25 protein-coding genes are annotated in these 24,490 nt (G+C 43.3%); 21 read left to right on the top strand and 4 right to left on the bottom strand.

Translation table 11 applies throughout. From position 1 onward, the window contains the following. Positions 1-125 precede the first annotated feature (125 nt). Together ACRAD_RS00185 and ACRAD_RS00180 are read left to right on the top strand one after the other, a co-directional pair. A complete protein-coding gene (locus ACRAD_RS00185) occupies positions 126-761 on the top strand; it encodes a TetR family transcriptional regulator (protein ID WP_005017428.1) in 636 nt (211 codons plus the stop codon). A gap of 136 nt (positions 762-897) precedes the next feature. Further along, the gene (locus ACRAD_RS00180) at positions 898-1,533 is read left to right on the top strand and encodes a TetR/AcrR family transcriptional regulator (protein ID WP_005017430.1); all 636 of its coding nucleotides are present in this window, start codon (positions 898-900) and stop codon (positions 1,531-1,533) included. Positions 1,534-1,612: 79 nt separating this feature from the next. Here the strand turns inward: ACRAD_RS00180 and ACRAD_RS00175 are convergent, their stop codons facing one another. Next, the gene (locus ACRAD_RS00175) at positions 1,613-2,230 is read right to left on the bottom strand and encodes a thiol:disulfide interchange protein DsbA/DsbL (RefSeq protein WP_005023783.1); all 618 of its coding nucleotides are present in this window, start codon (positions 2,228-2,230) and stop codon (positions 1,613-1,615) included. 182 nt (positions 2,231-2,412) lie between these two features. Between ACRAD_RS00175 and ubiG the strand changes: the two genes are divergently transcribed. The 12 genes from ubiG (at position 2,413) to ACRAD_RS00115 (ending at position 13,549) form a co-directional block, all read left to right on the top strand. Next, positions 2,413-3,132: a bifunctional 2-polyprenyl-6-hydroxyphenol methylase/3-demethylubiquinol 3-O-methyltransferase UbiG gene (gene ubiG, locus ACRAD_RS00170; RefSeq protein WP_005023784.1), complete on the top strand. Its 720-nt coding sequence runs from the start codon at positions 2,413-2,415 to the stop codon at positions 3,130-3,132. Continuing rightward, positions 3,129-3,824: an HAD family hydrolase gene (locus tag ACRAD_RS00165; RefSeq protein WP_005023791.1), complete on the top strand. Its 696-nt coding sequence runs from the start codon at positions 3,129-3,131 to the stop codon at positions 3,822-3,824. The genes ubiG and ACRAD_RS00165 overlap by 4 nt, the downstream gene beginning before the upstream one ends. Positions 3,825-3,853: 29 nt before the next feature. Next, positions 3,854-4,600 carry a YciK family oxidoreductase gene (locus ACRAD_RS00160; protein WP_005017438.1) on the top strand — a complete coding sequence of 249 codons (747 nt, stop codon included), beginning with the start codon at positions 3,854-3,856 and terminating at the stop codon, positions 4,598-4,600. Positions 4,601-4,941: 341 nt separating this feature from the next. Continuing rightward, the gene (locus tag ACRAD_RS00155) at positions 4,942-5,319 is read left to right on the top strand and encodes an RcnB family protein (RefSeq protein WP_005023793.1); all 378 of its coding nucleotides are present in this window, start codon (positions 4,942-4,944) and stop codon (positions 5,317-5,319) included. Positions 5,320-5,543: 224 nt separating this feature from the next. Beyond that, positions 5,544-5,900 carry an RcnB family protein gene (locus ACRAD_RS00150; RefSeq protein WP_005023794.1) on the top strand — a complete coding sequence of 119 codons (357 nt, stop codon included), beginning with the start codon at positions 5,544-5,546 and terminating at the stop codon, positions 5,898-5,900. 126 nt (positions 5,901-6,026) lie between these two features. Further along, the gene (argA, locus tag ACRAD_RS00145) at positions 6,027-7,373 is read left to right on the top strand and encodes an amino-acid N-acetyltransferase (protein WP_005023795.1); all 1,347 of its coding nucleotides are present in this window, start codon (positions 6,027-6,029) and stop codon (positions 7,371-7,373) included. Between the two features lie 309 nt (positions 7,374-7,682). Next, entirely contained in the window at positions 7,683-8,648 is a 966-nt protein-coding gene (locus ACRAD_RS00140; RefSeq protein WP_005023796.1) for a sulfonate ABC transporter substrate-binding protein, read from the top strand. 18 nt (positions 8,649-8,666) lie between these two features. After that, a complete protein-coding gene (locus tag ACRAD_RS00135) occupies positions 8,667-9,656 on the top strand; it encodes an aliphatic sulfonate ABC transporter substrate-binding protein (RefSeq protein ID WP_005023797.1) in 990 nt (329 codons plus the stop codon). A 23-nt stretch (positions 9,657-9,679) separates the two neighbouring features. Next, positions 9,680-10,855 (top strand): FMNH2-dependent alkanesulfonate monooxygenase, encoded by a 1,176-nt coding sequence (ssuD, locus tag ACRAD_RS00130; RefSeq protein ID WP_005023798.1) that lies wholly within the window; start codon positions 9,680-9,682, stop codon positions 10,853-10,855. Next, positions 10,852-11,658, top strand: coding sequence for an aliphatic sulfonate ABC transporter permease SsuC (ssuC, locus tag ACRAD_RS00125; protein WP_005017455.1), 807 nt, complete (start codon positions 10,852-10,854; stop codon positions 11,656-11,658). The genes ssuD and ssuC overlap by 4 nt, the downstream gene beginning before the upstream one ends. A 16-nt stretch (positions 11,659-11,674) precedes the next feature. Next, the gene (locus tag ACRAD_RS00120) at positions 11,675-12,469 is read left to right on the top strand and encodes an ATP-binding cassette domain-containing protein (protein WP_005023799.1); all 795 of its coding nucleotides are present in this window, start codon (positions 11,675-11,677) and stop codon (positions 12,467-12,469) included. 414 nt (positions 12,470-12,883) lie between these two features. Next, positions 12,884-13,549, top strand: coding sequence for a TetR/AcrR family transcriptional regulator (locus tag ACRAD_RS00115; RefSeq protein WP_005023800.1), 666 nt, complete (start codon positions 12,884-12,886; stop codon positions 13,547-13,549). A gap of 38 nt (positions 13,550-13,587) precedes the next feature. On the opposite strand, the gene ACRAD_RS00110 is transcribed toward ACRAD_RS00115, so the two are convergent. Further along, the gene (locus tag ACRAD_RS00110) at positions 13,588-14,169 is read right to left on the bottom strand and encodes a 5'-methylthioadenosine/S-adenosylhomocysteine nucleosidase family protein (protein ID WP_005023801.1); all 582 of its coding nucleotides are present in this window, start codon (positions 14,167-14,169) and stop codon (positions 13,588-13,590) included. Between the two features lie 87 nt (positions 14,170-14,256). Beyond that, positions 14,257-15,387 carry a TDT family transporter gene (locus ACRAD_RS00105; RefSeq protein WP_005023802.1) on the bottom strand — a complete coding sequence of 377 codons (1,131 nt, stop codon included), beginning with the start codon at positions 15,385-15,387 and terminating at the stop codon, positions 14,257-14,259. Between the two features lie 209 nt (positions 15,388-15,596). Here ACRAD_RS00105 and ribF point away from each other — a divergent pair, with 209 nt between their 5' ends. From ribF to ACRAD_RS00075, 6 genes are all read left to right on the top strand, one after another. Beyond that, entirely contained in the window at positions 15,597-16,598 is a 1,002-nt protein-coding gene (gene ribF / locus ACRAD_RS00100; protein WP_026055429.1) for a riboflavin biosynthesis protein RibF, read from the top strand. A 64-nt stretch (positions 16,599-16,662) separates the two neighbouring features. After that, on the top strand, positions 16,663-19,503 hold the full coding sequence (ileS, locus tag ACRAD_RS00095; RefSeq protein ID WP_005023805.1) for an isoleucine--tRNA ligase: 2,841 nt from the start codon (positions 16,663-16,665) through the stop codon (positions 19,501-19,503). Continuing rightward, a complete protein-coding gene (lspA, locus tag ACRAD_RS00090; RefSeq protein ID WP_005017478.1) occupies positions 19,496-20,032 on the top strand; it encodes a signal peptidase II in 537 nt (178 codons plus the stop codon). The genes ileS and lspA overlap by 8 nt, the downstream gene beginning before the upstream one ends. Then, positions 20,029-20,511, top strand: a complete 483-nt coding sequence (locus ACRAD_RS00085) for an FKBP-type peptidyl-prolyl cis-trans isomerase (protein WP_005017480.1) — start codon at positions 20,029-20,031, stop codon at positions 20,509-20,511. Before lspA ends, ACRAD_RS00085 begins: the two co-directional genes overlap by 4 nt. A 311-nt stretch (positions 20,512-20,822) precedes the next feature. Next, positions 20,823-21,284, top strand: a complete 462-nt coding sequence (locus tag ACRAD_RS00080; protein ID WP_005023806.1) for a hypothetical protein — start codon at positions 20,823-20,825, stop codon at positions 21,282-21,284. A gap of 114 nt (positions 21,285-21,398) precedes the next feature. Continuing rightward, a complete protein-coding gene (locus ACRAD_RS00075) occupies positions 21,399-21,938 on the top strand; it encodes an NADPH-dependent FMN reductase (RefSeq protein WP_005017485.1) in 540 nt (179 codons plus the stop codon). Between the two features lie 84 nt (positions 21,939-22,022). Here the strand turns inward: ACRAD_RS00075 and tyrS are convergent, their stop codons facing one another. Beyond that, a complete protein-coding gene (tyrS, locus tag ACRAD_RS00070; RefSeq protein WP_005023807.1) occupies positions 22,023-23,255 on the bottom strand; it encodes a tyrosine--tRNA ligase in 1,233 nt (410 codons plus the stop codon). A 63-nt stretch (positions 23,256-23,318) separates the two neighbouring features. Between tyrS and ACRAD_RS00065 the strand changes: the two genes are divergently transcribed. Further along, entirely contained in the window at positions 23,319-24,449 is a 1,131-nt protein-coding gene (locus tag ACRAD_RS00065) for an anhydro-N-acetylmuramic acid kinase (protein WP_005017492.1), read from the top strand. The last annotated feature ends 41 nt before the right edge of the window (positions 24,450-24,490 follow it).

Genomic DNA, 24,490 nt, shown 5'->3' with positions numbered 1-24,490 from the left:
TAAGTGTACAATTGTTCACTATACGCTTTTCCATTATTCAGTCAACACCTGTACACTGATATTCGTCGTTTAAAAGTAGCTATTTTTTGCTAGACTCTTGCACAAAGTAATTTTGGGTTAGCATGATGTCGATACGTGATGAACGAAAGCAGCAGAGTCGTCAGGCCTTACTGGATGCGGCATTGCGCCTGAGTACTTCTGGTCGTTCATTTAGCAGTATCAGCCTGCGTGAAGTTGCACGTGAGGTTGGTTTAGTGCCAACTGCCTTCTATCGGCATTTTCAGGATATGGACCATTTAGGTCAGGAACTGCTTGATCAGGTCGCGCTGCATTTAAAAACAGTGTTACATCAGCTGGGTCTGGCTTATCTGTCACAGCTCGGCAGTAAATCACAGAATACCTTACAACTCTTTTTTCAGGCAGTTGACCAGAATCCTGAACCCTGGATTTTTATGATTTCTGAACGTTGGGGCGGTTCCAAGGTCGTTCGCCAGGCGATTGGCCGTGAAATTGAATTTCTAATTGATGATCTGGTCAATGACCTGCGCCGGATTGAAAGCCTCAAGCATATTCAGGATGAAAATGACCTTAAGGTACTTTCTACTATTCTTACCAATCTCTCTTTTACCTGGGCCATGACCTGGATCAGTCTGTCACGCCAGCATAGTGGACTGGCCTTGAAGGAACAGCAGGAGCAATTTATGCAGCAGGCTGCGACCGAATTACGATTTATGTTCCGTGGCGTATCTAACTGGACATAGTGCTAAGCACCAATTTTTAACACAAAAATTGCTATCACCCGGCTTTTGGCTTTCTGTTATCTCAACAAATAGTTTAATTTTACAGTAAGGTAAGTACTGCTACAGTATAGCCATCGGCAAGGAACGGAAAACAGGCATGAATCCAGAGCGCCATAAACAATTTTTATTACGTAAAGAACGCATTCTTCAGGCAGCAGAGAAGCTACTACTGGAAAATAATCAGGAAATTACACTGGATGAACTGGTTGCAGAGCTGGATATTGCCAAAGGTACACTGTACAAGCATTTTAAAAGTAAAAATGAGCTATTACTGGAACTGGTGATCCAGAATGAAAGACAACTGCTGGAAATTTCCCGTGCACCTTATCGTAACTTTAGGGAATATGCACCTGCCTATATGCTACATCACCTGCTTGCGCCTGGCCGTACTATTTTACTGCACCAGCTTGAAGAGCATCTGACTATGACAGCATCCGGTCTGAATACACTCTTTGAAGAGCTGTATCAGGTACGGCAGGAACGGATTCTGGCCATTCGTGAAGTCACCGAACAATATTTAAAATCATTAAATTATGATATGTCGATCCGTGACTATCTGTCTTATATCTGGTCCCTGACTTATGGTGCAGCCCTGTTACTTAATTCTAGCTACTATCAGCGTTCTATCGGTTCACGTAAAAAATTGATTCAGCTTTATATCAATCAGGCACTTTCTTTACCAAGCCAACCGATTAATCTGGATGCATTCGAGCTGGACAGCGAATTACTCTAAGTTCAGTTTAAATACTATCTATAAAAAAGCCGTTTCCTGCCCTGGCAGAAAACGGCTTAAATAATTAAATAACTATAGACTATTTGGCTTTACGTTCTTTATTAATCAGGAAATCAAGCACCTGGGTAACTTTAGCATCTTCACCCTGAATAATATATTTACCATTTACAACTACAGCGGGTACACCAGTTAACTGGTATTGCTGCGCCAGACGGTTAGATTGCGCCACTTTTCCGGTAATCGAGAAAGAGTTGAACATGCTGTTGAATTTACTCTCTGGTATACCGTACTTGGTAAAGAATTTTGCCTGAGCAGCCTGGTCAAAAATCTGCTGGTTGTTGACATGAATTGCATGGAATAATGGCAGATGGGTTTTTTGGCGTACACCGAGTGCCTCAGACACATAATAGCCACGTGCACCCTGTTCCCAGACTTTATTCATGGCAGCCGGAGTACGTACAAAGCGTACGTCTTTAGGTATCTTTTTAAGCCAGGCCTGCATATGCGGTTCAAGCTTAAAACAGTGCGGACAGCCATACCAGAAAAACTCACGGACTTCGATCTTGCCCGGTACTTCAACCTTAACAGGATTGGCCACTACGGTATAATCCTTGCCTGCTACGAAATTGGCTGCCATGGCACTACCTGAAAATGCCATTACAGCAGTACACAAACTACCTAAAATAAACTTTTTCATTGACGCTGAGATTCCTCTGAATTGTTATGCCGAGTTTATGAGCTCACTATAAATTAAATATGCCAGAATCGTTTTCCTTCTGTGAACTTTTTTACAGCTTTTATCGCTTTTTCTGGAATTAACGCTACACTAAGTCTGAATATTTTATTCCTGATCATTAACTGGATAATGAGGTGACTGTCATGTCGCAACTGAATGTTGATCCACAAGAAATTGCTAAATTCGAAGCACTTGCAGCCAAATGGTGGGATCAGCATTCTGAGTTCCGTCCCTTACATCAGATCAATCCCTTGCGTTTGAACTGGGTAGATGAGCTCAGTGGTGGCCTGGCTAGTAAAAAGGTACTGGACGTAGGTTGTGGTGGTGGCATTTTGACCGAAAGTATGGCGCGTCGCGGTGCGGCTGAAGTGCTGGGTGTAGATATGGGTGAAGCGCCTTTAGCAGTTGGCCGCCTGCATGCCCAGCAGGAAAATGTGCAGAATATTGAGTACCGCCAAATTCCGGTAGAACAGCTGGCTGAAGAACAAGCGGGCCAGTATGATATTGTGACCTGTATGGAAATGCTGGAACATGTACCAGATCCGGCTTCTATTATTAAAGCCTGTCAGACTCTGGTAAAACCGGGCGGCCATGTGTTTTTTTCTACCATTAACCGTAATCCGAAATCTTATCTGTTCGCTATTATTGGTGCCGAATACCTACTCCGGATGCTGCCTAAAGGTACTCATGATTATCACAAGTTTATACGCCCATCCGAGCTGGCCCATGACATCCGGGCTGCCGGGCTAGAGCTTAAACAGATGACCGGTTTACATTACAACCCGCTGACCAAACATTACTGGCTGGCACCGAATGTAGATGTCAACTATATGGTACATACCGTTAAGGAAGTCACAGAATGAAAGCTGTCCTGTTTGACCTTGATGGTACCTTAATTGACACCGCAGCTGACTTTATCCGCATTATTCAGGATATGTGCTGTGCCGAAAACTGTGAGGTGGTAGCAGCAGACCTGATCCGCACCCAGGTGTCTGAAGGTGCGCGAGCCATGGTCAAACTGGTCTATCCGCATCTTGAGGTCGATGATCCGGTATTTCTGGCACACCGTCAGCGTTTTCTGGACCTATATGGAGCAGATATTGCAGTTGAGACAGACCTGTTCGAAGGCATGTACCCTTTACTTGATGAACTGGAAGCTCGAGGTATTCCTTGGGGAATTGTGACTAATAAGCCCCGTGGCTTAAGCGAGGCTTTACTTGCTGCCCTCAACTTAACAGAACGCTGTGCAGTACTGGTCTGCCCTGAGGATGTCACCAGAACCAAACCTGATCCGGAACCGATGTACCTGGCTGCCAGACAAATTAATCTTCCGGCAGAGCAGATTATTTATGTCGGGGATCATCCGCGTGATATTGAAGCTGGTCGTAATGCAGGAATGTATACCATCCTGGCTGCTTACGGCTATTTACCGTTAAGCCACAAAGATAACTTAACGGCCTGGCAGGCAGATTGTATAGTAAATGATATTTCCGAACTGCGGCAGAAGGTATGCCAACTGCTGAAACTGGAATCAGAAAAACCCGTAGTACTTTAGACATATCATAATAATGAGGAGGTTTGCCTATGAAATACTCACAATATCAACCTCGTCCAGACTTACTGAAAAATCAGGTTATTCTGATCACGGGTGCAGGTGACGGTATTGGCCGCGCTGCTGCCTTAAGTTATGCCCTGCATGGGGCTACAGTTGTTTTGCATGGCCGTACCCTAAACAAGCTTGAAGTCATCTATGATGAAATTGAAGCACTGGGGGCACCTCAACCTGCCATTTTGCCTTTACAACTGTCCAGTGCTTCTGCACAGGATTATGAACATCTGGTCAATATTCTGGATAAACAGTTCGGACGTCTAGATGGAATTTTGCATAATGCCGGTATCTTGGGTGAGCGTATCGAACTGGCCCATTATCCAGCTGAAGTCTGGGATGACGTGATGGCGGTAAATCTGCGAGCACCCTTTGTACTAACGCAGGCCCTATTGCCTCTACTGCAAAAATCTGAACATGCTTCAGTAGTTTTTGCCAGTTCAGGTGTAGGCCGGGAAGTTCGTGAGCGTTGGGGTGCATATTCTGTTTCTAAAATTGCTATTGAAGCGGTAAGCAAACTGTTTGCTGTAGAAAACCAGCATCCGAATATACGCTTTAACTGCATTAATCCGGGCGCCACCCGAACAGCCATGCGGGCTAAGGCTTTTCCAGATGAAGATCCAAAAGTGCTAGCGACACCAGAAACAATTATGCCGGCTTATTTATACCTGATGGGTGAAGACAGCCGTCATATGAATGGGCAGAGTATCGATGCTCAGGATTAGTCTCGGATTTTATTTTTGAATCACTGTTTGGCTTAAATAAAAACAGGCTATACCAAGTTAAACTACTGCTATTGCAAAAGAGGTTACAGGCATAGACGAGATCATATCTTGCTCTATGCCAAGAATGAGTAAAAGCAGAAATAAGCTTAAATATTTAAAGCAGAAATTTACCGATACATATAAATAATAATAGTATGGAGAATACTTAATTTGTTTTATATTAAGTACGCATTGTCTCTGCAATTTTAAATAATTAGTTGAATTATCTTCACAGTTTCTCTGTTTTTTTTTCGTACAGTAGATGGGTAAAGAAATTTTAAGTATGAATTTGAGGATTAAACATGAAAAAGATTATGGCTGTGCTGGCATTATCTTTCTCTACCTTCATGGCAAGTGTAGCTTTTGCAGCACCTCCTCATAAAAATCAGGACCATTCGGACCGACGTGGCGGGCCACATGGCAAGATGTTCCAGCAGGACGAAGATTCTGTCCGTGAACAGCGTCGTATGCGTGAAGAACGTGGAGTCAGTCGTCTGAAACAGCACAAATGGCAAACCGGTTATATTATGCCGCAACATTACCGAGGCAACGGCTATAAGGTTGAATATGAAAATCATGACCTACCGAAACCTTCGCGTAATCAGCAATGGTATAAGGTCAATAATGATTATCTGTTAGTCGATTCAGATAAACACAGTATTATCAGGATTATGGACTGATACATATTCTTCATTATTCCGTTCATCCAGAATAAAAAGGCCTAAATACAATTTAGGCCTTTTTATATAGGGCTAACTGGCTTTTTCTGTCGAGTTAATCCGTAATTTCCTTCTCAATTCCTTCATTAATTTCACAATTCAATAAAACGGCTTTCATGCTTTATATCTAATTGTTGCCTAAAGTAGCGTTATAAATTGATGAGCTTGCAACGCAGGATAAAAACATGAAAACATTACTTACAGGTATCGCTTTATCTTTGAGCGCGCTGATTACTACCAGTGCTATGGCCGCACCACAGCATTATGATCGCCCTAATACCCCACACTGGAGCCATGATGACCGTCGTTATGATGACCGCCGCTGGGATGATCGCCGCTCATCTTCACGAGTAAATCCAAGTCGTGAATGGCGCAGTGGTCAGGTGCTGCCTCGTCAGTATGATAACAACCGTTACAAGGTTGACTACCGTGATAGCCGTCACCTGAATAAGCCTGCCCGTTATCAGCAGTGGTATAAAATTAATGGTGACTATGTGCTGGTCAATGAACGTAACAACCGTATCATACGGATTCTGGGCTAATTCAGTCCTATATCGATACATATTCACCCGGGCACTGACCCGGGTGTTTTTTTGCTTTTTATATACCTGCCTGCTGTTTTTTGATTAGAATCAGCAGACTGAATAAGCAACTGGATCAGGCATATTATGAATTCTCTGGAAACCGCGAATACTACTGAACAACTCAATGTACGCTGGTTCCGGCATTCTGCTCCCTATATTAATGCGCATCGTAATAAGACCTTTGTCATCATGTTTGGAGGTGAGGCGGTCTGCCATGATAATTTCCAGCATATTATTCACGATATTGCCCTGCTCAATTCCTTGGGAATTCGTCTGGTTCTGGTTCACGGTGCCCGTCCGCAGATTAACCAGAATCTGGAACAGTTTCAGCTGAGTGCACCATTTCATAAGAACCGCCGGATTACTACACGTGAGTCTCTTGGCTGTGTCATGAGTGCTGTAGGCTCAATCCGTCTGCAAATTGAAGCCTTGCTTTCTACCGGGTTAGCGAACTCACCTATGTACGGCGCAGCTATCCATGTAGTCTCTGGTAATTTTGTCACTGCTAAACCTTATGGTATTCATGATGGTATCGATTTTCAGTTAACCGGTGAGGTCCGCTCCATAGACAGTACCAGTATTTATCAACATCTTGAGCATAACAGTATTGTACTGCTCGGACCGACTGGGTACTCCACTACAGGCGAAGTCTTCAATCTGCTGGCAGAAGAAGTCGCAACCAAGACAGCCGTTGCCCTAAAAGCCGATAAACTGATTTTTCTGGGCCAACAGCAAGGTCTATTAAATTCCAAACAGCAATTATTACGTGAATTAACATCTCAGCAGCTGGACCCTTATATAGAACAGCATGAACAGGCAGATCCAACCCAGGCTTTATATTTACGTGCGGCACGCGATGCTTCCCTAGAAGGCGTCAATCGTGTTCATCTGATTTCTTATACGTATGACGGTGCGCTAATTGAAGAGCTATTTACCCGTGATGGGATTGGCACCATGATCACCGATGCACATTATGAAGAAGTCCGCATTGCCAGAATTCAGGATGTAGGTGGACTGATCAAACTGTTACGCCCCCTCGAACAAGAAGGGATACTGGTTTACCGTTCACGTGAACGGCTGGAAACTGAAATCAACCAGTTTGCTGTCATTGAGCGTGACGGTACCATTCTCGCCTGTGCGGCACTTTACCCGATTCCAACTTTGAAGAATGAAATACCTTCGGCAGAAATTGCCTGTGTAGCGGTACATCCGGCATACCGCAAATCGAATCGAGGCAGTCAGATTTTAAATTTTCTTGAAAAAAAGGCACAAGAGAATGGAATCAAGCAGTTGTTTGTACTGACCACCCGCACAGCACACTGGTTCCTAGAACATGGTTTCATGCCAGCCTCTGTTGATGATTTACCCAATACCCGGCAGGCACTTTATAACTATCAGCGAAATTCACTGGTATTTAAAAAACAGTTATAGAACCGGCCTTAATATTTAGCTTTATTTTTAATAAATATATCTTTGAACCAGAAATAAAAATTAGGATTTTTAAGGTTTTTAATTATTATTTCTGGTTCTTCTTTAGCTCAATAAAAAATTAATAATAATATTCAGATATTTAATTAAAAATAATATTAATTTTTAAATCATAAATACTCATAAGTTAAGCAGTTTTATATTTTAGCTTTTTTTTTCATGACTAAACGATAAAAGCTTATTTTTTTAGCATTACCGGGCATCTTAGGCTGTATGTGATTGTTAAATTTCACTGCCAGGAGCACTTTTTCTATGAACAGCCAGCAAATTTCTTGGGCCCGTTCTGCCATCTTATTGAGCAGTCTGGCAACTGCCCTGTTTCTAGGTGGCTGTTCCAAATCTGACCCTCAGACTCAGGTCTTGAATATCGGTTTTCAAAAATATGGTATTTTACCGATTCTAAAGGCCCAAGGTAGTCTGGAAAATGCTCTCAAATCACAAGGTATAAAGATTCGTTGGGTTGAATTTCCTGCAGGTCCACAGCTCCTTGAAGGTTTAAATGTCGGAAGTGTCGCTTTTGGAGAAGCAGGTGAAGCTCCCCCTATTTTTGCTCAGGCAGCCAATTCAAATATTGTCTATGTAGCAAATCAGCCGGGCGCGCCTCATGGGGAAGCATTGGTAGTCCAGAAGAATTCTCCCATACAGTCTGTTGCTGATTTAAAAGGCAAACGGATTGCACTGAATAAAGGTTCTAATGTTCATTATTTACTGCTCAATATTTTAGAGGTGAATGGTTTAAAGCTTGAAGATATTCAGGTGATCTATCTGCCACCGGCAGATGCTCGTGCTGCATTTGAACGTGGTTCTGTCGATGCTTGGGTAATCTGGGACCCCTTCCTGGCCGCAGCAGAACAGCAACTTGGTGCCCGGGTTTTAAAGGATGGTCAGGGGTTGGTCAATAACCTGCAATTCTATCTGGCCGACCGTAAATTTGCAGAAAGCAACCCAAAAGTCATTCAGACTATTATTCAAGAATTAAACACTACGACCCAATGGGTTGCCCAGCATCAGGACGAGGCAGCCAGTCTGTTAGAACAACCAACCGGACTGGAACATAATATTTTAAAAACTTCTATTTCACGTATGGGCTTTGGGGTAAGACCAATTAGCCAGGAAGTTTCTCATGCGCAGCAGAAAGTGGCTGATGCCTTTTATGCCCAAAAATTAATACCTGTCAAACTTGATATTCAGGCTGCGATTTTAAAGCAAACACCATAACAATAAGAAGGATGCCAGATGTACTCACTCAAAAATTTTTTAATTAGCAGTTTTATAGCCTTAGGTCTGAGTGGCTGCCAGAAAACCAGTTCTGATACTGCACCGGGTCAACAGTCCGTTCAAGAAGACAACCTCAAAACCCTGGCGGTCGGATACCAGAAATCCTCACTGAATCTGTTAGTCGCTCGCCAGCAACAGCTATTTGAACAGCAGTTTCCCGGCGTTCAGGTGGCGTGGAAAGAGTTTCCAGCTGGCCCACAAATGCTGGAAGCACTGGCAGTTGGCGCAATTGATTTTGGTGCAGTAGGTAATACTCCTCCTGTTTTCGCACAAGCGGCCGGGAAAGATCTGAAATACATTGGCTATGAAGTGGTTCCCCAGAATGCACAGGCATTATTAATACCTGCAGACAGTTCAATTCGTACACTTGCAGATCTAAAAGGTAAACGGATAGCGGTACAGAAAGGTTCAAGTGCTCATGAACTTTTGGCTAAAGCTTTACAAAAGGCTGGTTTAAGCTGGCAGGACATTCAGCCCATCTGGCTTCCTCCGGCAGATGCACGGGCAGCTTTCGATAAACAGTCAATTGATGCTTGGTCGATCTGGGAACCGTACTTAAGTGCAGCAGAGCTGGATGCCAAAGCCAAGGTATTAATTGACGGCCAAGCCTTTGCACGGACTTATTCATTTTATATCGCTAACCCACAATTTATTGAGCAGCATCCCGGTGCAACTGAAAAGATCCTACAAAGTTTAAATACTGCCGATCAATGGGTACTTCAACACCAGCAACAGGCATTAAAGATTTATCAGCAAAGTACCGGCCTTAAACAGAATATTGCCCAACGGGTTATAGATAAACGGCTCAAACCCTCTCCTATTTATAGCCTTAAACCTGAAGTCGTACAGGCACAACAAGAAATTGCTGATCTCTTTCAACAGGTCAAATTAATTCCAAAATCAATCCAGGTCAGCCAAGTGGTCTGGGTCCCTACACCTAAAAACTGATTTAGACAGATAAGGATACTGAGATGAAAATTTTTTGGTTTATTCCGACTCATGGTGATAGCCGCTATTTAGGCACCAGTAAAGGTGGGCGCCAGGTTGATCATGCTTATATGAAACAGATTGCAGTGGCTGTAGATAACCTGGGTTATGAAGGTGTACTGATTCCGACCGGCCGCTCATGTGAAGACCCATGGATTACAGCTGCCAGCCTGATTGATGCCACTAAAAACCTGAAATTTCTGGTGGCTTTGCGCCCTGGCGTAACCACCCCTGCTCTGGCAGCCCGTATGGCAGCAACTTTTGACCGTCTCTCAAACGGGCGGGTATTACTGAATCTGGTTACAGGGGGTGATGAGCAAGAGCTAAAAGGTGATGGTGTATATGAAGACCATGCTACACGCTACCAGACAGCAGCAGAGTACACCAAGATCTGGCGTGAAATCTTGACCCGTTCTCATACAGGTGAAAGCTTTACTTTCCATGGCGAACGGCTAAGTGTTGATGATGCTAAACTGCTGTATCCGCCTGTACAGCAGCCTTATCCTCCGCTCTGGTTCGGTGGTTCATCTGAAGCTGCTCAAGAACTGGCTGCTGAGCAGGTCGATACTTACCTGACCTGGGGAGAACCGCCTGCAGCAGTAGAAGAAAAAATCCAGACCATGCAGGCTAAATCCGCTGCAAAAGGACGTCGTCTAAACTATGGTATCCGTCTGCATGTAATTGTACGTGAAACCAGTGCAGAAGCCTGGGCCGCAGCTGATGAACTGATTCAGTATGTAGATGACGCTACGATTGCCGCTGCGCAACAAAAATTCCGTCAGATGGACTCAGTAGGTCAACGTCGTATGGCTGAATTACATAATGGCGATAAGAGCAAACTGGAAGTATCACCAAACCTCTGGGCTGGTGTAGGTCTGGTTCGTGGAGGTGCCGGGACTGCGCTGGTCGGTGACCCGCAGACTGTAGCAGACCGTATTCAGGAATATGCAGATTTGGGTATTAATACCTTTATTTTTTCAGGTTACCCACATCTGGAAGAGTCTATTCGCTTTGCTGAACTGGTCTTTCCCTTACTGCCATTACAGACCCGTAAAAAGCTGGCTCAGCCTAACTTGACCGGTCCATTCGGTGAGATTGTTGCCAATAATTATGTACCTGACCGGTTAGCAGATAATAAAATTGTCAAGGAAGGGGCATGATGCAAAAGAATAGTATAGATAACTACGTTTCACGTGGAACAGGTGTATTTAGAAAACATTTGCTACCTTGGTTAGTGCCCTTATTATTACTTGTTCTGTGGCAGCTTACTTCAATGAGCGGCTTACTGCAAAGCCGGATTTTGCCTGCCCCTACAGCCGTACTTACAGCTTTCTGGTCTTTACTCATCAGTGGTGAACTGTGGCAGCATGTCAAGGTGAGTACGGCCCGGGCATTGACTGGTCTTGCTGTGGGTGGAGGTCTAGGTTTATTGCTCGGCCTATTAAATGGTTCTTCCAAGGTAGCCTCGAATCTTCTGGATACTACTTTGCAAATGCTACGTAATATTCCGGCTCTGGCGTTAATTCCTCTTGTTATTTTATGGTTTGGAATAGATGAAAGTGCCAAGCTTTTTCTGGTAGCGATAGGTGTATTTTTCCCGATCTATATCAATACCTATCATGGAATCCGATCAGTTGATCCGCAGCTAATTGAAATGGGAAAGAGTTATGGGCTGAATCGTCGCCAGCTTTATCAGCAAATTATTTTACCGGGCGCTATGCCTTCTATCCTGGTCGGGCTACGCTTTGCTTTAGGTCTGGTCTGGGTATTGCTTATTGTTGCCGAAACAATTTCTGCGCAGTCAGGAATTGGCTATATGACCATGAATGCCCGTGAGTTTTTGCAGACTGATATTGTACTGGTCGGCATTCTCCTGTATGCCCTTTTAGGCAAGCTGGCAGATATTCTGGCTCAAGGACTGGAACGCTATCTGCTGCGCTGGCATCCCGGCTATCAACAATAGGAACAGGAATATACTAATGAGCAATTTAAATATACCGCTATCAGTTGATATAGAAGCTAAGCCAAGTACGAATTTTACCACTCAGCCACAGAATGGAGCAGAAATTGTGGTTGAGCAGCTTCATAAGTTTTATGGGCAGGTTAAAGTTCTTGAGGAGCTAGATCTGCATATTCAGGCGGGAGAATTTGTAGCAATCGTGGGACGTAGCGGATGTGGCAAGAGTACTCTACTACGTCTAATTGCTGGCCTGGAAGCAGCAAGTTACGGTGAAATAAAATTCAAGTCTGCACAGAATTTTCGTGAAGGTATTACCACAGATGATATTCGGGTTATGTTTCAGGATTCACGTCTATTGCCATGGAAGACTGTCGAGAAGAATGTACAGCTAGGGTTGGCCCATAATCGTCATGCCCATGCAGTAGCTCTACTCAAAAAGGTGGGACTCGCTGAAAAAGCCAGTAACTGGCCTGCACAACTTTCAGGCGGACAAAGGCAACGTGCTGCTCTGGCTCGAGCTTTATCCCATACGCCACGAGTTTTATTACTGGATGAACCCTTAGGCGCACTTGATGCCCTTACCCGGCTTGAAATGCAAAATCTGATTGAACAGTTATGGCGTGAGCAGGGCTTCACAGCTGTTTTAGTCACTCATGATGTTGCTGAAGCAGTACAACTGGCTGACCGGATTATTCTACTGGATAAAGGCCAGATTGCTCATCATTTTAAGATTGATTTACCACGGCCCCGTAAAAAGAGTGTCCAGTTCACCGAGCTGGAGCAGCAAGTTTTAGATGCAGTATTAGCCACCTAAACTCATACACGCCAACAGCCATCTTGAGATGGCTGTTTTATACATGAGGCTATATAAACAAGATATCTTTTAACAAGAAGGTAAAGATCATAACTTCTTTTACAGTATAGTCATGAAAAACTCATTCTATACTAAATATAATTATTAAAATCAATTTCTTAAACTTATAAAAAATATATTTGGTACTTTAAAAAAGATTTTTCATTTAATTTTTACAGCTAAAAATAATTTTATTTTAAAATTATTTTTTAAGCTAATTTTTTATTAACTATCAATTTATTAGGGGTTACTTTTTTTACCAAATGTTAAAAAAGATGTTTAATTCAGCATATTGGAAGAATTACTTTGCAAAATTGTGCACAAATCGACCCATTTGTCTTACAATTATGACTTTATCGATATTTGTGGGGAACAATGGAACAAAAGAAGAGCACTCAAAAACGGAATTTACTTTTAAATGCAGCTCTAGACGTTTTTTCTACCTATGGTTTTAACGGGGCAAGCCTGGATGAAATTGCTCAGCTGGCCGACATGCATAAGTCAAATATTTTTTATTATTATGAAAATAAAGAGGCTTTATATGTTGAGGTACTTACTACAGTACTCCAGAAGTGGCTGGCTCCTCTACAGTCGCTTGAAGTAGACCTTGAGCCAGCTGAAGCATTAGCTAATTATCTGATGCTCAAGATCGAGGTTTCACGTCACCAGCCTAAAGCCTCCAAGCTGTTTGCACTAGAAGTTATTCAGGGTGCGCCACATATTTTATCTATTTTAAAAGGCCCGCTAAAAAAACTATTTAAGCGTAAGGCTAAAGTGATCCAGAACTGGCAGGAACAAGGAAAAATTTCTGCAGGTATTGATCCGGAATTGCTGATTTTAAATATCTGGGCAATTACCCAGAATTATGCTGATTTTAGTACTCAAATTGAAATGGTGATGGGAAAAACGCTTAAAAGTAAAAGCACCTACCAGAGGACTATCGAACATACCATCCATCTGATGCTCTATGGTATTTTACCGCGCTCTGAATATAGCCCGGTCACGCTTTCAGCCGAAGTTTCCGAAGCTAACCAGAATTAATGCTTCAGCTCCTTAATTCTGGTCTTTTTAGTTGTTCTTTACGATTGAAATGAAAGCCTTGCTTGCTGGTATAAATCCAACAGTTTATGCGCTCCCAACAGCAGATTATTTTCCCAATCCAGATGTGCTGTGGTGTTGGCACCATCACTAATATATTTGACAGATATCAGGCGTACTCCAAGTTTTTTACAAACTTTAGCCAAGGCATAACCTTCCATATCCACCAGATCACAAGACACTTTAGGCAAGCCTGTTTCGAAGGAGTCACCAGTTCCACAGATTCCTTTAGGCAATTGATCGAAGTATGAAACCAGTTCAATACATACTAGTATTTCCTCATCCATTGGAGTAATGCCCGGGACAAAACCTAAAGGAGAGACATCCATATCACGTTGTACAAAACTGCTGACCTCGACCAGTGAGTGGGTATCAAAGTGACTACTGCCTGCGGTACCTAAGTTAAAAAGTATTTTACATCCAGTACGTTGAATTACCTCATAGGCTTTAAATGCTGCATTGACCTTGCCAATACCGCTGTAATGAACCTGAATACCGGCCTGCTCAAACAGACCTTTAGATTCACTTGGGAGCGCCATGATGAGTGCAGATTGCTCTACCATTTAGAAAACTCGTTAAAATTTGATTATTAGAAAATAAAGTTAACTCAGGTACAAGGTACTAAGGACTGATTAATCCACTGTAAATACTTAACCCTTGTCCAGAAAACTTTTCAGGCAAGGTGAGAACAACAGGTTGCCCTGATAAAATCCTTGTACGGTCTTAGTCGCAACAACCACCCAGAGTATGATTAAAATATAGGCCAGGCTAGAGGCAATATTATGTAATATAGAGAGCTGCAGCTGCTGGCCCAAAGTGTAAATGGCCAGTGTAAACACCCCTAATGGAAAGGTTAAACCCCACCACCCCAAATTGAAAGGTAGACCTCTTTTTATATATTTTAAGGTCGTCAATACTGCAAGACCAAGCCACCAAAGCCCGAACCCCAGTAGAATCAAGCTGCTGGCAGTACCTGCATACTGCAAAAACATGCCTAAATCTTTCTGTCCAATAAAAGTTAGAATGCGTGGTGCCTGTGATCCTAAGCTCAGTAAAGCCAATGCACCCGTTCCAATAGGGCCTAATGCCAGCCAGCTGCTAATCGCCATATCTTTAGAAGGTAACTGATGCAGGGCAAGTCTTAACATCAGAATAGTTAATATGGCAAAAGCTGGCAGTACTGAAATCCCCCATAACCCATAACTGGCGATCAATATAGCCACTGTCTGCTGGCTTATAGCCAGATATTGTATTAATACTCCACCTGAGTTTGCTGCCACCTCACAGGCTACAATTGGTAATAGCCAGATCGCTGTCATACTGTGTAACTGGTGCTGCTGGCAACTAAACATACAGAAAGGTACTAACCAGGCAATTCCCACTGCCATAACGACATCGATATACCAAAGCAGTTTGGCTATTTCTAGTGCAGAATCGCCATATAGCGGCAAACCGTATTTTAAAAATCCATTTACAATAGTGGCCAAGCCCATAGGAATAGCACCCAGAAACAGACTCATGTTTGAATGAAAAAAGATTTGTCTGGCTTCGGTGGGATAGAACAACCAGCGCAGGCTATAAAGCAGACTAAAGCTGATAAATAAGATAATATTGATCTGCCAGAGGAAAGCACCTCCTAACCACAGATTAATTGAACCAGATGACAGTTCAGGTAAAATAAGTGCTACTACACCCGTTCCCATAGTGACGGTAAACCAGTTAGGTGTGAATTGACGAATGATATCTCGTGGCTGCCCTAGCTGTTCAAATGGCCTGTTCATTATGTACCTGATTGAATTTTTAATGCAGCACTAATTATAAAAAGGCCTAAATATAAATAAAACTGATTTATCTATATTATATAAATCAATAAAAATGATATTTAATTTATTGATCAGCCAAAAAAATGAGTAAAAACACAACAACAAGACGAAACTGTGAGAATATGGCAATATATGACCTTTCAAATTTTGCACTGATTTCTTCGCCCATGAAGCTGCTCCGTCTGAATGCCCTGATGCCCGATTTTCAGCTGCCTGCAACCGCAGTGACAATTGGCAATTTTGATGGTGTCCATCTTGGACATCAGGCCATGATTGCTCAGCTTAAAACTGTTGCTGCCCAGAAGAATTTAAAAACACTGGTTATGCTGTTTGAGCCCCAACCGCTAGAATACTTCAAGGGCTACGAAGCTCCTCCCCGTATCAGCTCACTACGTGAAAAAGTAGAGTATTTGACTGAACTTGGTGTGGACTATATTGCTGTAGCCAAATTCGATGACCAGTTCCGTAGCATGAGTGCAGAAGGCTTTGCGTCCCTTTTAAAAGATAAGCTTCATGCTCATAGCCTGGTATTGGGTGATGATTTTCATTTTGGAAAAAACCGGCAAGGCAATAGCGAATTTCTAAAAAACTATGGCTTTGCAGTCACTAATCTGAATACTGTCGACTTTCAGGGAGAGCGAGTCAGTTCGACACGGATCCGGCAGGTATTACAGCAGGGTGACCTGACTCTTGCTGCCCAGCTTTTAGGACGTCCCTACAGTATGGTGGGTCGAATTCAGTATGGTGACCAGATTGGGCGTACCTTGAATTTCCCGACCATTAATGTAGGGATGAACCGGCATAAGCCCTGCCTGCATGGAATTTATGCGGTAGAAGTGATCTCTGAGCATAATTCTCTTGCTGCCAGAGTACGTCTGGAACACCCAGATTTACCCGGAATCGCAGGTTATGGACCGGAGAGTTTATTTGGTGCCGGACATGTGGGAACACGGCCCGCAATTCAGCAGCAACAGCCAGAGTGGCGATTAGAAGTACACTTTCCTGAGGTTTCTGCTAATCTGTATGGCTTGCTGGTGCGGGTCACTTTTTTAAAATATCTGCATGGTGAAGTAAATTATCCTTCGCTTGAAGCATTAAAGACCGGAATTGACAATGATGTAGCCAAGCTCATTGAGTTTCGTAGAAATACCCCAAAATCCCCTGTTTAAATTCTGTTTTTTTGATTGTAAAACCCGTCAGCGTTCAAGCTGATTGAACTGGAAGACAACTTGCATGAGCGATAAGCAAACTCCTGAAAATGCTGTGGATTATAAAGCCACACTAAATCTGCCGGGCACTGAATTTGCCATGAAGGCAAATCTGGCAGTACGTGAAGTAAAATGGTTAGAAGAGTGGTACGCCGACAACATTTATCAGCAGATTCGCACATCGCGTATTGGCAAGAAAAAATATATTCTGCATGATGGCCCTCCCTATGCAAATGGCACAATTCACTTGGGTCATGCAGTCAATAAAGTTTTAAAAGATATTATTGTTAAAAGTCGCACATTATCTGGCTTTGATGCACCTTATGTTCCAGGCTGGGACTGCCACGGTTTGCCAATTGAACTCAAAGTTGAAGAAAAAGTAGGTAAAGTGGGCGAAAAAGTTGATGCAGCCACTTTCCGTAAATTATGCCGTGAATATGCTTCACAACAAATTGATCTGCAGCGTAACGACTTCAAGCGTCTGGGCGTACTGGGTGATTGGGATAATCCTTATCTGACCATGAATTACAAGCAGGAAGCAGATATTGTTCGTGCACTGGGCCAGATTCAGAAAAATGGTCATATTCAGCCTGGCTTAAAGCCGGTGAACTGGTGCATGGACTGTGGCTCGGCACTGGCTGAAGCTGAAGTTGAATATGAAGATAAAAAATCTGATGCAATTGATGTCGGTTTTAGTGTCGTTGACTTAAAAGATTTATCTACCCGTTTGAAGGTAGAAATTGATGTGCCTACTGATATTGTTATCTGGACCACAACACCATGGACCCTTCCGGCTAACCAGGCAGTTTCAGTAAATGCTGAAATTGAATATCAGCTGGTACAGACCCAGACGGACAAAGGCCTACACAATCTGATTCTGGCTAAAGATCTGGTAGAGTCTGCTGTAGAACGTTATAAGCTGGAAAACCCGGTAGTACTGGCCGATTTTACCGGTGCAGTGATTGAAAACCTGCAACTCCAGCATCCACTTCTGGCAGATCGCCAGGTTCCGGTCATTTTAGGTGAACATGTGATTGCAACCAGTGGTACGGGTGCAGTACATACTGCGCCTGGCCATGGTGTAGATGACTATAAAGTTGGTCTGCTCTATCAGCTGAAAGTCGATAATCCGGTGGGTGGTAATGGAGTATATCTGCCAACTTCACCACTTTTCCCGGGTGTACACATCTATAAAGCCAATCCGCAAATCATTGAAGCCCTTGGTGCAGCAGGCCGTTTGTGGGCACATCAGCCAATTCGACACAGTTATCCACATTGCTGGCGCCACAAGACTCCTATTATTTTCCGTGCAACGCCTCAATGGTTCATTAGTATGGATCAGCAAAATTTACGTCAGGATGCACTGGATGCGATTGAAAATGACATCGAATTTGTACCAAGCTGGGGTAAAAATCGGATTGAATCCATGATTGATGGCCGCCCGGACTGGTGTATCTCACGTCAGCGTACTTGGGGTGTGCCAATTCCGTTTTTTGTACATAAAGATACCAATGAGCTGCATCCACGTACTCCGGAACTGATCGAAGAAGTTGCCAAGCTGATTGAACAGGAAGGTATTGATGCCTGGTTTAACCGTGAAGCGAAAGACTTTATTGGTGATGATGCCGAGCATTATAATGCCGTACGTGACACGCTGGATGTCTGGTTCGATTCAGGTACAACCCACTATGCAGTACTTGACCAGCGCGAAGATCTGGAAAGCCCGGCTGACCTTTATCTAGAGGGCTCAGACCAGCATCGTGGCTGGTTCCAGTCATCCCTGCTGACGTCTATAGCGATTCATAACCGTGCGCCTTACAAAGCGTTACTGACCCATGGCTTTACAGTAGATGAAAACGGACGCAAACTATCAAAATCGCTAGGGAATTATATCCCGCTAGATGACATCATCAAGCAGCTGGGAGCTGATGGTCTACGACTGTATGTTGCTTCAAGCGACTACCGCTATGAAATTGCAGCAAGTAAAGAAGTCTTTAACCGTGTTAGCGACAGTTATCGCCGTATCCGTAATACTCTACGCTTCCTGCTGGCCAATCTAAATGGCTTTAAGCCAAGTACTGATGCACTGCCAGTAGACCGGCTGATTGCATTGGATCAGTATATCCTGCAACGTGCGCATGAGGTTCAGCAGAGCATCCTTACTGCTTATGATGAAATGAACTTTCATGTCGTCTGTAGCTCACTAACCAATTTCTGTATTAATGATCTGGGCGGTTTTTATCTGGACATTATTAAAGACCGTCAGTACACCACCAAAACTGACTCTCAGGCACGTCGCTCTGCGCAGACTGCGTTATATCATATTGTACAGGCCTTTATCCGCTGGATGAGCCCAATCTTGAGCTTTACTGCACAAGAGGCTTGGCCACTGATTCCTGAGCAGTCAGAAAAATATGTATTTATGAGCGAGTGGTATCAGATTCCGGTGGCCTCAACAGCCAATCTGATTTCTGAAGAAAACTGGCAAACACTAATTACAGTAAAATCTGCAGTAAATAAACAGATTGAAGCTGCACGTAACGCTAAACTGGTCGGCTCTAACCTCTCTGCCAAGGTTGAACTCTGGGCCAAACCAGCGTTAAAAAGTATTTTGGACCAGCTGGGCAATGAGCTACGCTTTGTCCTGATCACCTCTCAGGTTATTGTTCATGACTTTGAGGAAGCAGGTGAAAGTACCGAGCTCGAAGGTCTGCGTGTCAAGGTTTCAGCGGCAGAAGGTGAAAAATGCGCTCGCTGCTGGCATGTACTGCCTGATGTTAATACACATGCAGGTCATCCAGGTATTTGCGGACGCTGCCTAATTAACCTTCCTTCTGGTCAGGGCGAAGAGAGAAAATATGCCTAATACACCGCAAAGAAAAGGCTGGTTCCAGTTCTATCCACATAATCTGGTGTGGATCGGGCTGGCAATTGTTGCCATTATTTTGGATCAATGGACCAAATGGATTGCAACAAACCATCTGAACTATGCCGATCCGGTAGCCGTACTGCCCTTTTTAAACTGGACGCTGCTACATAATTATGGTGCAGCATTCAGTTTTCTGTCTGATGCCGGTGGCTGGCAGCGTTATTTATTTACCGGACTGGCGGCTGGAGTTTCCTTGCTGTTTGTTTTCTGGCTAATGCGTATGCCAAAACATCTGGTCATTTTACCAATGGCTATTGCCCTGATTCTAGGGGGCGCCATCGGTAACCTGATAGACCGGGTCAGTCTGGGTTATGTAGTAGATTTTATTCATGTCTACTATCAGAACAGTCACTTTCCTGCATTTAATATTGCTGATAGTGCCATCACTCTTGGAACAATCCTGTTATTAATCGATACTTTCTTTCTGGAAAAACACCGGATTCAACGTGCAGAGGCAACAAAATGACAGAGTTACTCAACCCGAATGAAGATACCCGAATTGAAGAAGGTTCTCAGGTAGAGCTGCACTTTTCAGTTGCCATTGAAGATGGTGTTGAAATAGATAATACCCGCAGCCGTGAAGAGCCGGTGAGTCTGGTGATTGGTGACGGTAATTTACTGCCAGGCTTTGAACAGGCTCTTTTTGGTTTAAGGGCAGGTGACCGCCGTACTGTACATTTACCGGCAGAAGATGCCTTTGGACCGTGGAATCCGGAAAATATTCAACGCTTTGATACGGTCAAATTTGAACAACGCCCTGTGGTTGGCCAAATGATCGAGTTTGAAGACAAAGCTAAAAGCAGCCTGTACGGTGTGGTCAGATCAGTGAATGATGACATGACCGAGATAGACTTTAACCATCCGCTGGCAGGTAAAAATATCAGTTTTGAGGTTGAAATCTTCAAGGTTACACCAGCAGGTCAGCAAGGTATTAAACTCATCTAGACGCTGCCTAAAATCAATCATTCTAAAGCCGGTCTGTGTATGTCCGGCTTTTTTTATTATAAGTAAAATATAAACTAAATATTTAAATGTCTAGCCAGTTTACTGATCATTTAAATGATCAGCAGATGGTTTTTCTAAAGGTCTATATAATAAAAAGCGATGAATGCAGCTTCACGCTTGGCTATATATTAGGCTAGAATTCAATCAGCCATAAAGACTGGCAGATATCTAAAAATACACTTTATCCCAGTTTTAATTATAAAAATTATTACTCAGCTTAAGTGCTGTATGATTAAAAACAATGAGTTGTTATGCTGACACTAACTGTTTTATTACGTTGTCTTTCTAGCGCAATACGCGAAGCATTATTACAAACCCTGAATGAATGTGCCCAGCACCAGATTACCCAAGTCCAAGTATCTCATCTTTTTTTACAGCTCTTAAAGCAACCCGAACCAAATGAATTAATCTTTTTATTAGACCGTTATGATATTTCTGTCTTGGAGCTCAGGCGGCAGCTGAATATAGCTTTACTTTCAGCACATATTCAAAGCCACAGTACATTGGTGTTAAGTGAGGCTTTAATTATTTTATTGCAACAGGCCTGGCAGTTTTCCCAAACAGAGCAATGTCCGCAGATTAATATATTTCACCTTCTACAGGCATTAATGGATACAGATATTTTATTATGTCAAAAAGCTTGTTCTCCAGTCATAGATCTGGTCGAACGATCTGAAATATTGAATAGCCATCTAACGATTATACCTGCTTAAAAATTAAACTGGTTCATAACTTTTGATGTTTTAAAATAGAGATACAAATTCTGTCTAGGCGCTTTCCAAAAAAATAATTAGTTTAATAAAGATCATGCCCAACCGGAAAATATTATGAAAATCTATATTATTGTAGGCAGCATACGTGAAGGTCGTACTGCTATTAAGGTGGCCAAATGGGTTCTCGAGGCTATTGAGAGTTTTGACTATAACACCCTGGAAACTGAAATCGTTGATTTAAAAGAATGGGATTTGCCTGTTTTTGCCGGAAGCCATCCGCCCATTACAGGTATCTATGACCAGCCAAAACAACAGCAATGGGCAGAAAAAATTTCCGAAGGTGATGGCTTTATTTTTATTAGTCCTGAATATAATCATGGTTATAGTCCAGCCCTGAAAAATGCTCTAGATTACTTAGGTAAAGAATGGCAAGGCAAACCTGCTGCCTATGTGGGTTATGGGGCAACCAATGGTTCACGTTCAATTGACCAGTTACGCCAGGTCGGGACCTATCTGGGTTTAATCGACTCTAACGCTACTCTAGAAATTCGTGATATTTTCAAGCGTAATCAAACTGAGCAGTTTGAAGGTAATGAAGCCGAGATTAAGATCCTAAGATCAGTGATAGAAAAACTGATAAATCACGCTATTTAGCAATATATCCTATAGTTCAGATGATTCTGTCAAATAAAAGTGATAAAAAAGCAGGTCCAGAGACCTGCTTTTTTATTCATCTATTTAGTCAGTAAAGGTAACTTTAGCAATCGCCTTTTTGCCTGCCTGAATAATATAAGTTTTATTTTCTTTTACTGAAAAGTCTGCATCTACTACTTCCCAGTCAACTTTAACGGCGCCCCGCGCTACAGCATCCTTAGCCTGCGCTGCATTTTTAGTTAAACCCGCAGTACGCAAAATGGACGCAATAAAGATTTCACCACCAAATTCGGCACGAGAAATAGTTACTTCAGGTGTGCCTTCTGGCAATTCACCTTCAGTAATAATATTTCCTGCACCTTTATGCGCATTGGCCGCTGCTTCACTGCCATGGAAACGCTCAACCAGTTCCAGTGCCAGAATACGCTTGATTTCCTGCGGATTACGGCCTTCTACCATCTCTTTGAGCAGATCTTGAATTTCAGGCATCGATTTAAAGCTGAGCAGTTCAAAGTAACGTTCGATTAGGCTGTCTGGCATCGACAGTACCTTTTGGTACATTGCACCTGGTGCATCAAATACACCGATGTAATTGCCCAGAGACTTCGACATTTTCTGTACACCATCCAAGCCTTCTAGAATTGGTACGGTAATACAGACTTGAGGCTCTTGATGATAGCGGCCTTGCAAGGTACGGCCCATTAATAGATTAAATGTCTGGTCCGTACCACCAAGCTCAACATCCGCTTCCAGAGCAATTGAGTCATAACCCTGCACCAGCGGGTATAAAAATTCATGAATCGCAATCGGCTGCTGACTGCTATAGCGCTTGGTGAAATCATCACGTTCCAGCATACGTGCAACGGTCTGCTGGGAAGCCAGTTGAATCAGATCAGCCGCAGTCTTGCTGGCAAACCATTCTGAGTTGAACACTACCTTGGTTTTATTCGGGTCAAGAATTTTAAAGACCTGTTCCTGATAGGTTTTGGCATTTTCCAGAACCTGTTCACGCGATAATGGCGGACGTGTTGCACTCTTGCCAGTCGGATCACCGATCATGGCAGTATAGTCACCTATCAGGAAATATACATCGTGGCCTAAATCCTGAAATACTTTAAGCTTATTAATTAAAACCGTATGACCCAGATGCAGGTCAGGTGCAGTTGGATCAAAACCCGCTTTAACTTTAAGGGGACGGTTTTCTTTTAATTTCTTCAGAAGATCTTCTTCAGAGATAATTTCATGAGTGCCTCGTTGAATGAGGGCAAGTTGTTCTTCAGCCGGCAGGAAATTTGACATCACAAAACCCAAACACATCAGTTATACAATTTGTGAGATATACTAACACTTTTTCAGCACATTGCAGGCTTAAGAATCATCATGACAGCGATCTATATCGGGGTAATGACCGGCACCAGCATGGATGGTGTCGATATCGTTGCTGCTTCTTTTGATCCTCTCCGGCTCCACGCTACCCTGACATTACCATTCGATCCGGAATTACGTGACGAGCTGATGGCATTAACCCTGCCAGATGATAATGAAATTGACCGGATGGGAGCTGCTGATGTTGCTCTGGGCCAAATGATCGGTCATGGTATTAACCAGATGATTGAAAAAAATGCTCTGGACCGTAGCCAGATCAGGGCCATCGGTTCACATGGCCAAACTATTCGTCATCGTCCTGAACATCATTTTACCCTACAGATTGGTGACCCTCATATTATTGCCGAACTGACCGGTATTGCAGTGGTATCTGATTTTCGTCGTCGTGATATGGCAGCTGGTGGCCAAGGTGCACCACTCGTTCCGGCTTTTCATCAGGCCCTATTTCAGCATCCTGAAATTCATCGGGTGATTTTAAATCTGGGAGGTATTGCCAATGTCAGTCTGTTACCCGCTGGTCAGCCCGAGAAAGTCTATGGGTTTGATACCGGTCCGGCCAATATCCTGATGGATGGCTGGTGTCAGCGTTATACAGGTCATCCTTATGATGAAAATGGCAGTTGGGCTGCCTATGGCCAGCCAATTCGTGCTTTACTGGAACGCTTACAGGCGCATGAGTATTTCTCGAAAGAACCTCCAAAAAGTACCGGACGTGAAGACTTTAATCTGGACTGGCTGGATGAGCAGATACAGGACTGGCGTAATGACGATCTGGGGTATGATGAGCTGGAAGATACACCCGAAAATGTACAGGCTACTTTATTAAAGCTGACCACAAGGGCAATTAAAAAAGCCATTTACCGTTCAGGACTGGATACAGGTGAAGTATATGTATGTGGCGGCGGTGCTTACAATGCACATTTATTAGACCAGTTACGCTGGCGCCTGCGCAAGCATCAGTGGAGTGTGCAGACTACTGACAGTCTGGGCCTTAGTCCAACCTGGGTAGAAGCAACAGCATTTGCTTGGCTTGCTATGCGGTTTGTACAACAGCAAAGTGGTAACCTGCCTGCTGTTACCGGTGCACAAGGCTTTCGCATTTTAGGCAGTATGACTGCAGCCTGATTAGACGGGCTATAAGTGAGCTACAGCATACTTTCTGGTGA

The sequence above is a fragment of the Acinetobacter radioresistens DSM 6976 = NBRC 102413 = CIP 103788 genome, assembly GCF_006757745.1.
GTDB lineage: Bacteria > Pseudomonadota > Gammaproteobacteria > Pseudomonadales > Moraxellaceae > Acinetobacter > Acinetobacter radioresistens.
The sequence above is the reverse complement of the archived record's forward strand: the minus strand, read 5'-3'. Positions and strand labels throughout refer to the sequence as shown.

Excerpts from the sequence above, each read along its gene's own strand:
- ACRAD_RS00180 (WP_005017430.1), top strand. The coding sequence starts at position 898 with ATGAATCCAGAGCGCCATAAACAATTTTTATTACGTAAAGAACGCATT.
- ssuC (WP_005017455.1), top strand. The coding sequence starts at position 10,852 with ATGATGCAAAAGAATAGTATAGATAACTACGTTTCACGTGGAACAGGT.
- argA (WP_005023795.1), top strand. The coding sequence starts at position 6,027 with ATGAATTCTCTGGAAACCGCGAATACTACTGAACAACTCAATGTACGC.
- ACRAD_RS00115 (WP_005023800.1), top strand. The coding sequence starts at position 12,884 with ATGGAACAAAAGAAGAGCACTCAAAAACGGAATTTACTTTTAAATGCA.
- ssuD (WP_005023798.1), top strand. The coding sequence starts at position 9,680 with ATGAAAATTTTTTGGTTTATTCCGACTCATGGTGATAGCCGCTATTTA.
- ACRAD_RS00175 (WP_005023783.1), bottom strand. The coding sequence starts at position 2,230 with ATGAAAAAGTTTATTTTAGGTAGTTTGTGTACTGCTGTAATGGCATTT.
- ileS (WP_005023805.1), top strand. The coding sequence starts at position 16,663 with ATGAGCGATAAGCAAACTCCTGAAAATGCTGTGGATTATAAAGCCACA.
- ACRAD_RS00085 (WP_005017480.1), top strand. The coding sequence starts at position 20,029 with ATGACAGAGTTACTCAACCCGAATGAAGATACCCGAATTGAAGAAGGT.
- tyrS (WP_005023807.1), bottom strand. The coding sequence starts at position 23,255 with ATGTGTTTGGGTTTTGTGATGTCAAATTTCCTGCCGGCTGAAGAACAA.
- ACRAD_RS00075 (WP_005017485.1), top strand. The coding sequence starts at position 21,399 with ATGAAAATCTATATTATTGTAGGCAGCATACGTGAAGGTCGTACTGCT.
- ribF (WP_026055429.1), top strand. The coding sequence starts at position 15,597 with ATGAAGCTGCTCCGTCTGAATGCCCTGATGCCCGATTTTCAGCTGCCT.
- ACRAD_RS00160 (WP_005017438.1), top strand. The coding sequence starts at position 3,854 with ATGAAATACTCACAATATCAACCTCGTCCAGACTTACTGAAAAATCAG.
- ACRAD_RS00165 (WP_005023791.1), top strand. The coding sequence starts at position 3,129 with ATGAAAGCTGTCCTGTTTGACCTTGATGGTACCTTAATTGACACCGCA.
- ACRAD_RS00110 (WP_005023801.1), bottom strand. The coding sequence starts at position 14,169 with ATGGTAGAGCAATCTGCACTCATCATGGCGCTCCCAAGTGAATCTAAA.
- ACRAD_RS00065 (WP_005017492.1), top strand. The coding sequence starts at position 23,319 with ATGACAGCGATCTATATCGGGGTAATGACCGGCACCAGCATGGATGGT.
- ubiG (WP_005023784.1), top strand. The coding sequence starts at position 2,413 with ATGTCGCAACTGAATGTTGATCCACAAGAAATTGCTAAATTCGAAGCA.
- ACRAD_RS00120 (WP_005023799.1), top strand. The coding sequence starts at position 11,675 with ATGAGCAATTTAAATATACCGCTATCAGTTGATATAGAAGCTAAGCCA.
- ACRAD_RS00155 (WP_005023793.1), top strand. The coding sequence starts at position 4,942 with ATGAAAAAGATTATGGCTGTGCTGGCATTATCTTTCTCTACCTTCATG.
- ACRAD_RS00150 (WP_005023794.1), top strand. The coding sequence starts at position 5,544 with ATGAAAACATTACTTACAGGTATCGCTTTATCTTTGAGCGCGCTGATT.
- ACRAD_RS00140 (WP_005023796.1), top strand. The coding sequence starts at position 7,683 with ATGAACAGCCAGCAAATTTCTTGGGCCCGTTCTGCCATCTTATTGAGC.
- ACRAD_RS00135 (WP_005023797.1), top strand. The coding sequence starts at position 8,667 with ATGTACTCACTCAAAAATTTTTTAATTAGCAGTTTTATAGCCTTAGGT.
- ACRAD_RS00105 (WP_005023802.1), bottom strand. The coding sequence starts at position 15,387 with ATGAACAGGCCATTTGAACAGCTAGGGCAGCCACGAGATATCATTCGT.
- ACRAD_RS00185 (WP_005017428.1), top strand. The coding sequence starts at position 126 with ATGTCGATACGTGATGAACGAAAGCAGCAGAGTCGTCAGGCCTTACTG.
- ACRAD_RS00080 (WP_005023806.1), top strand. The coding sequence starts at position 20,823 with ATGCTGACACTAACTGTTTTATTACGTTGTCTTTCTAGCGCAATACGC.
- lspA (WP_005017478.1), top strand. The coding sequence starts at position 19,496 with ATGCCTAATACACCGCAAAGAAAAGGCTGGTTCCAGTTCTATCCACAT.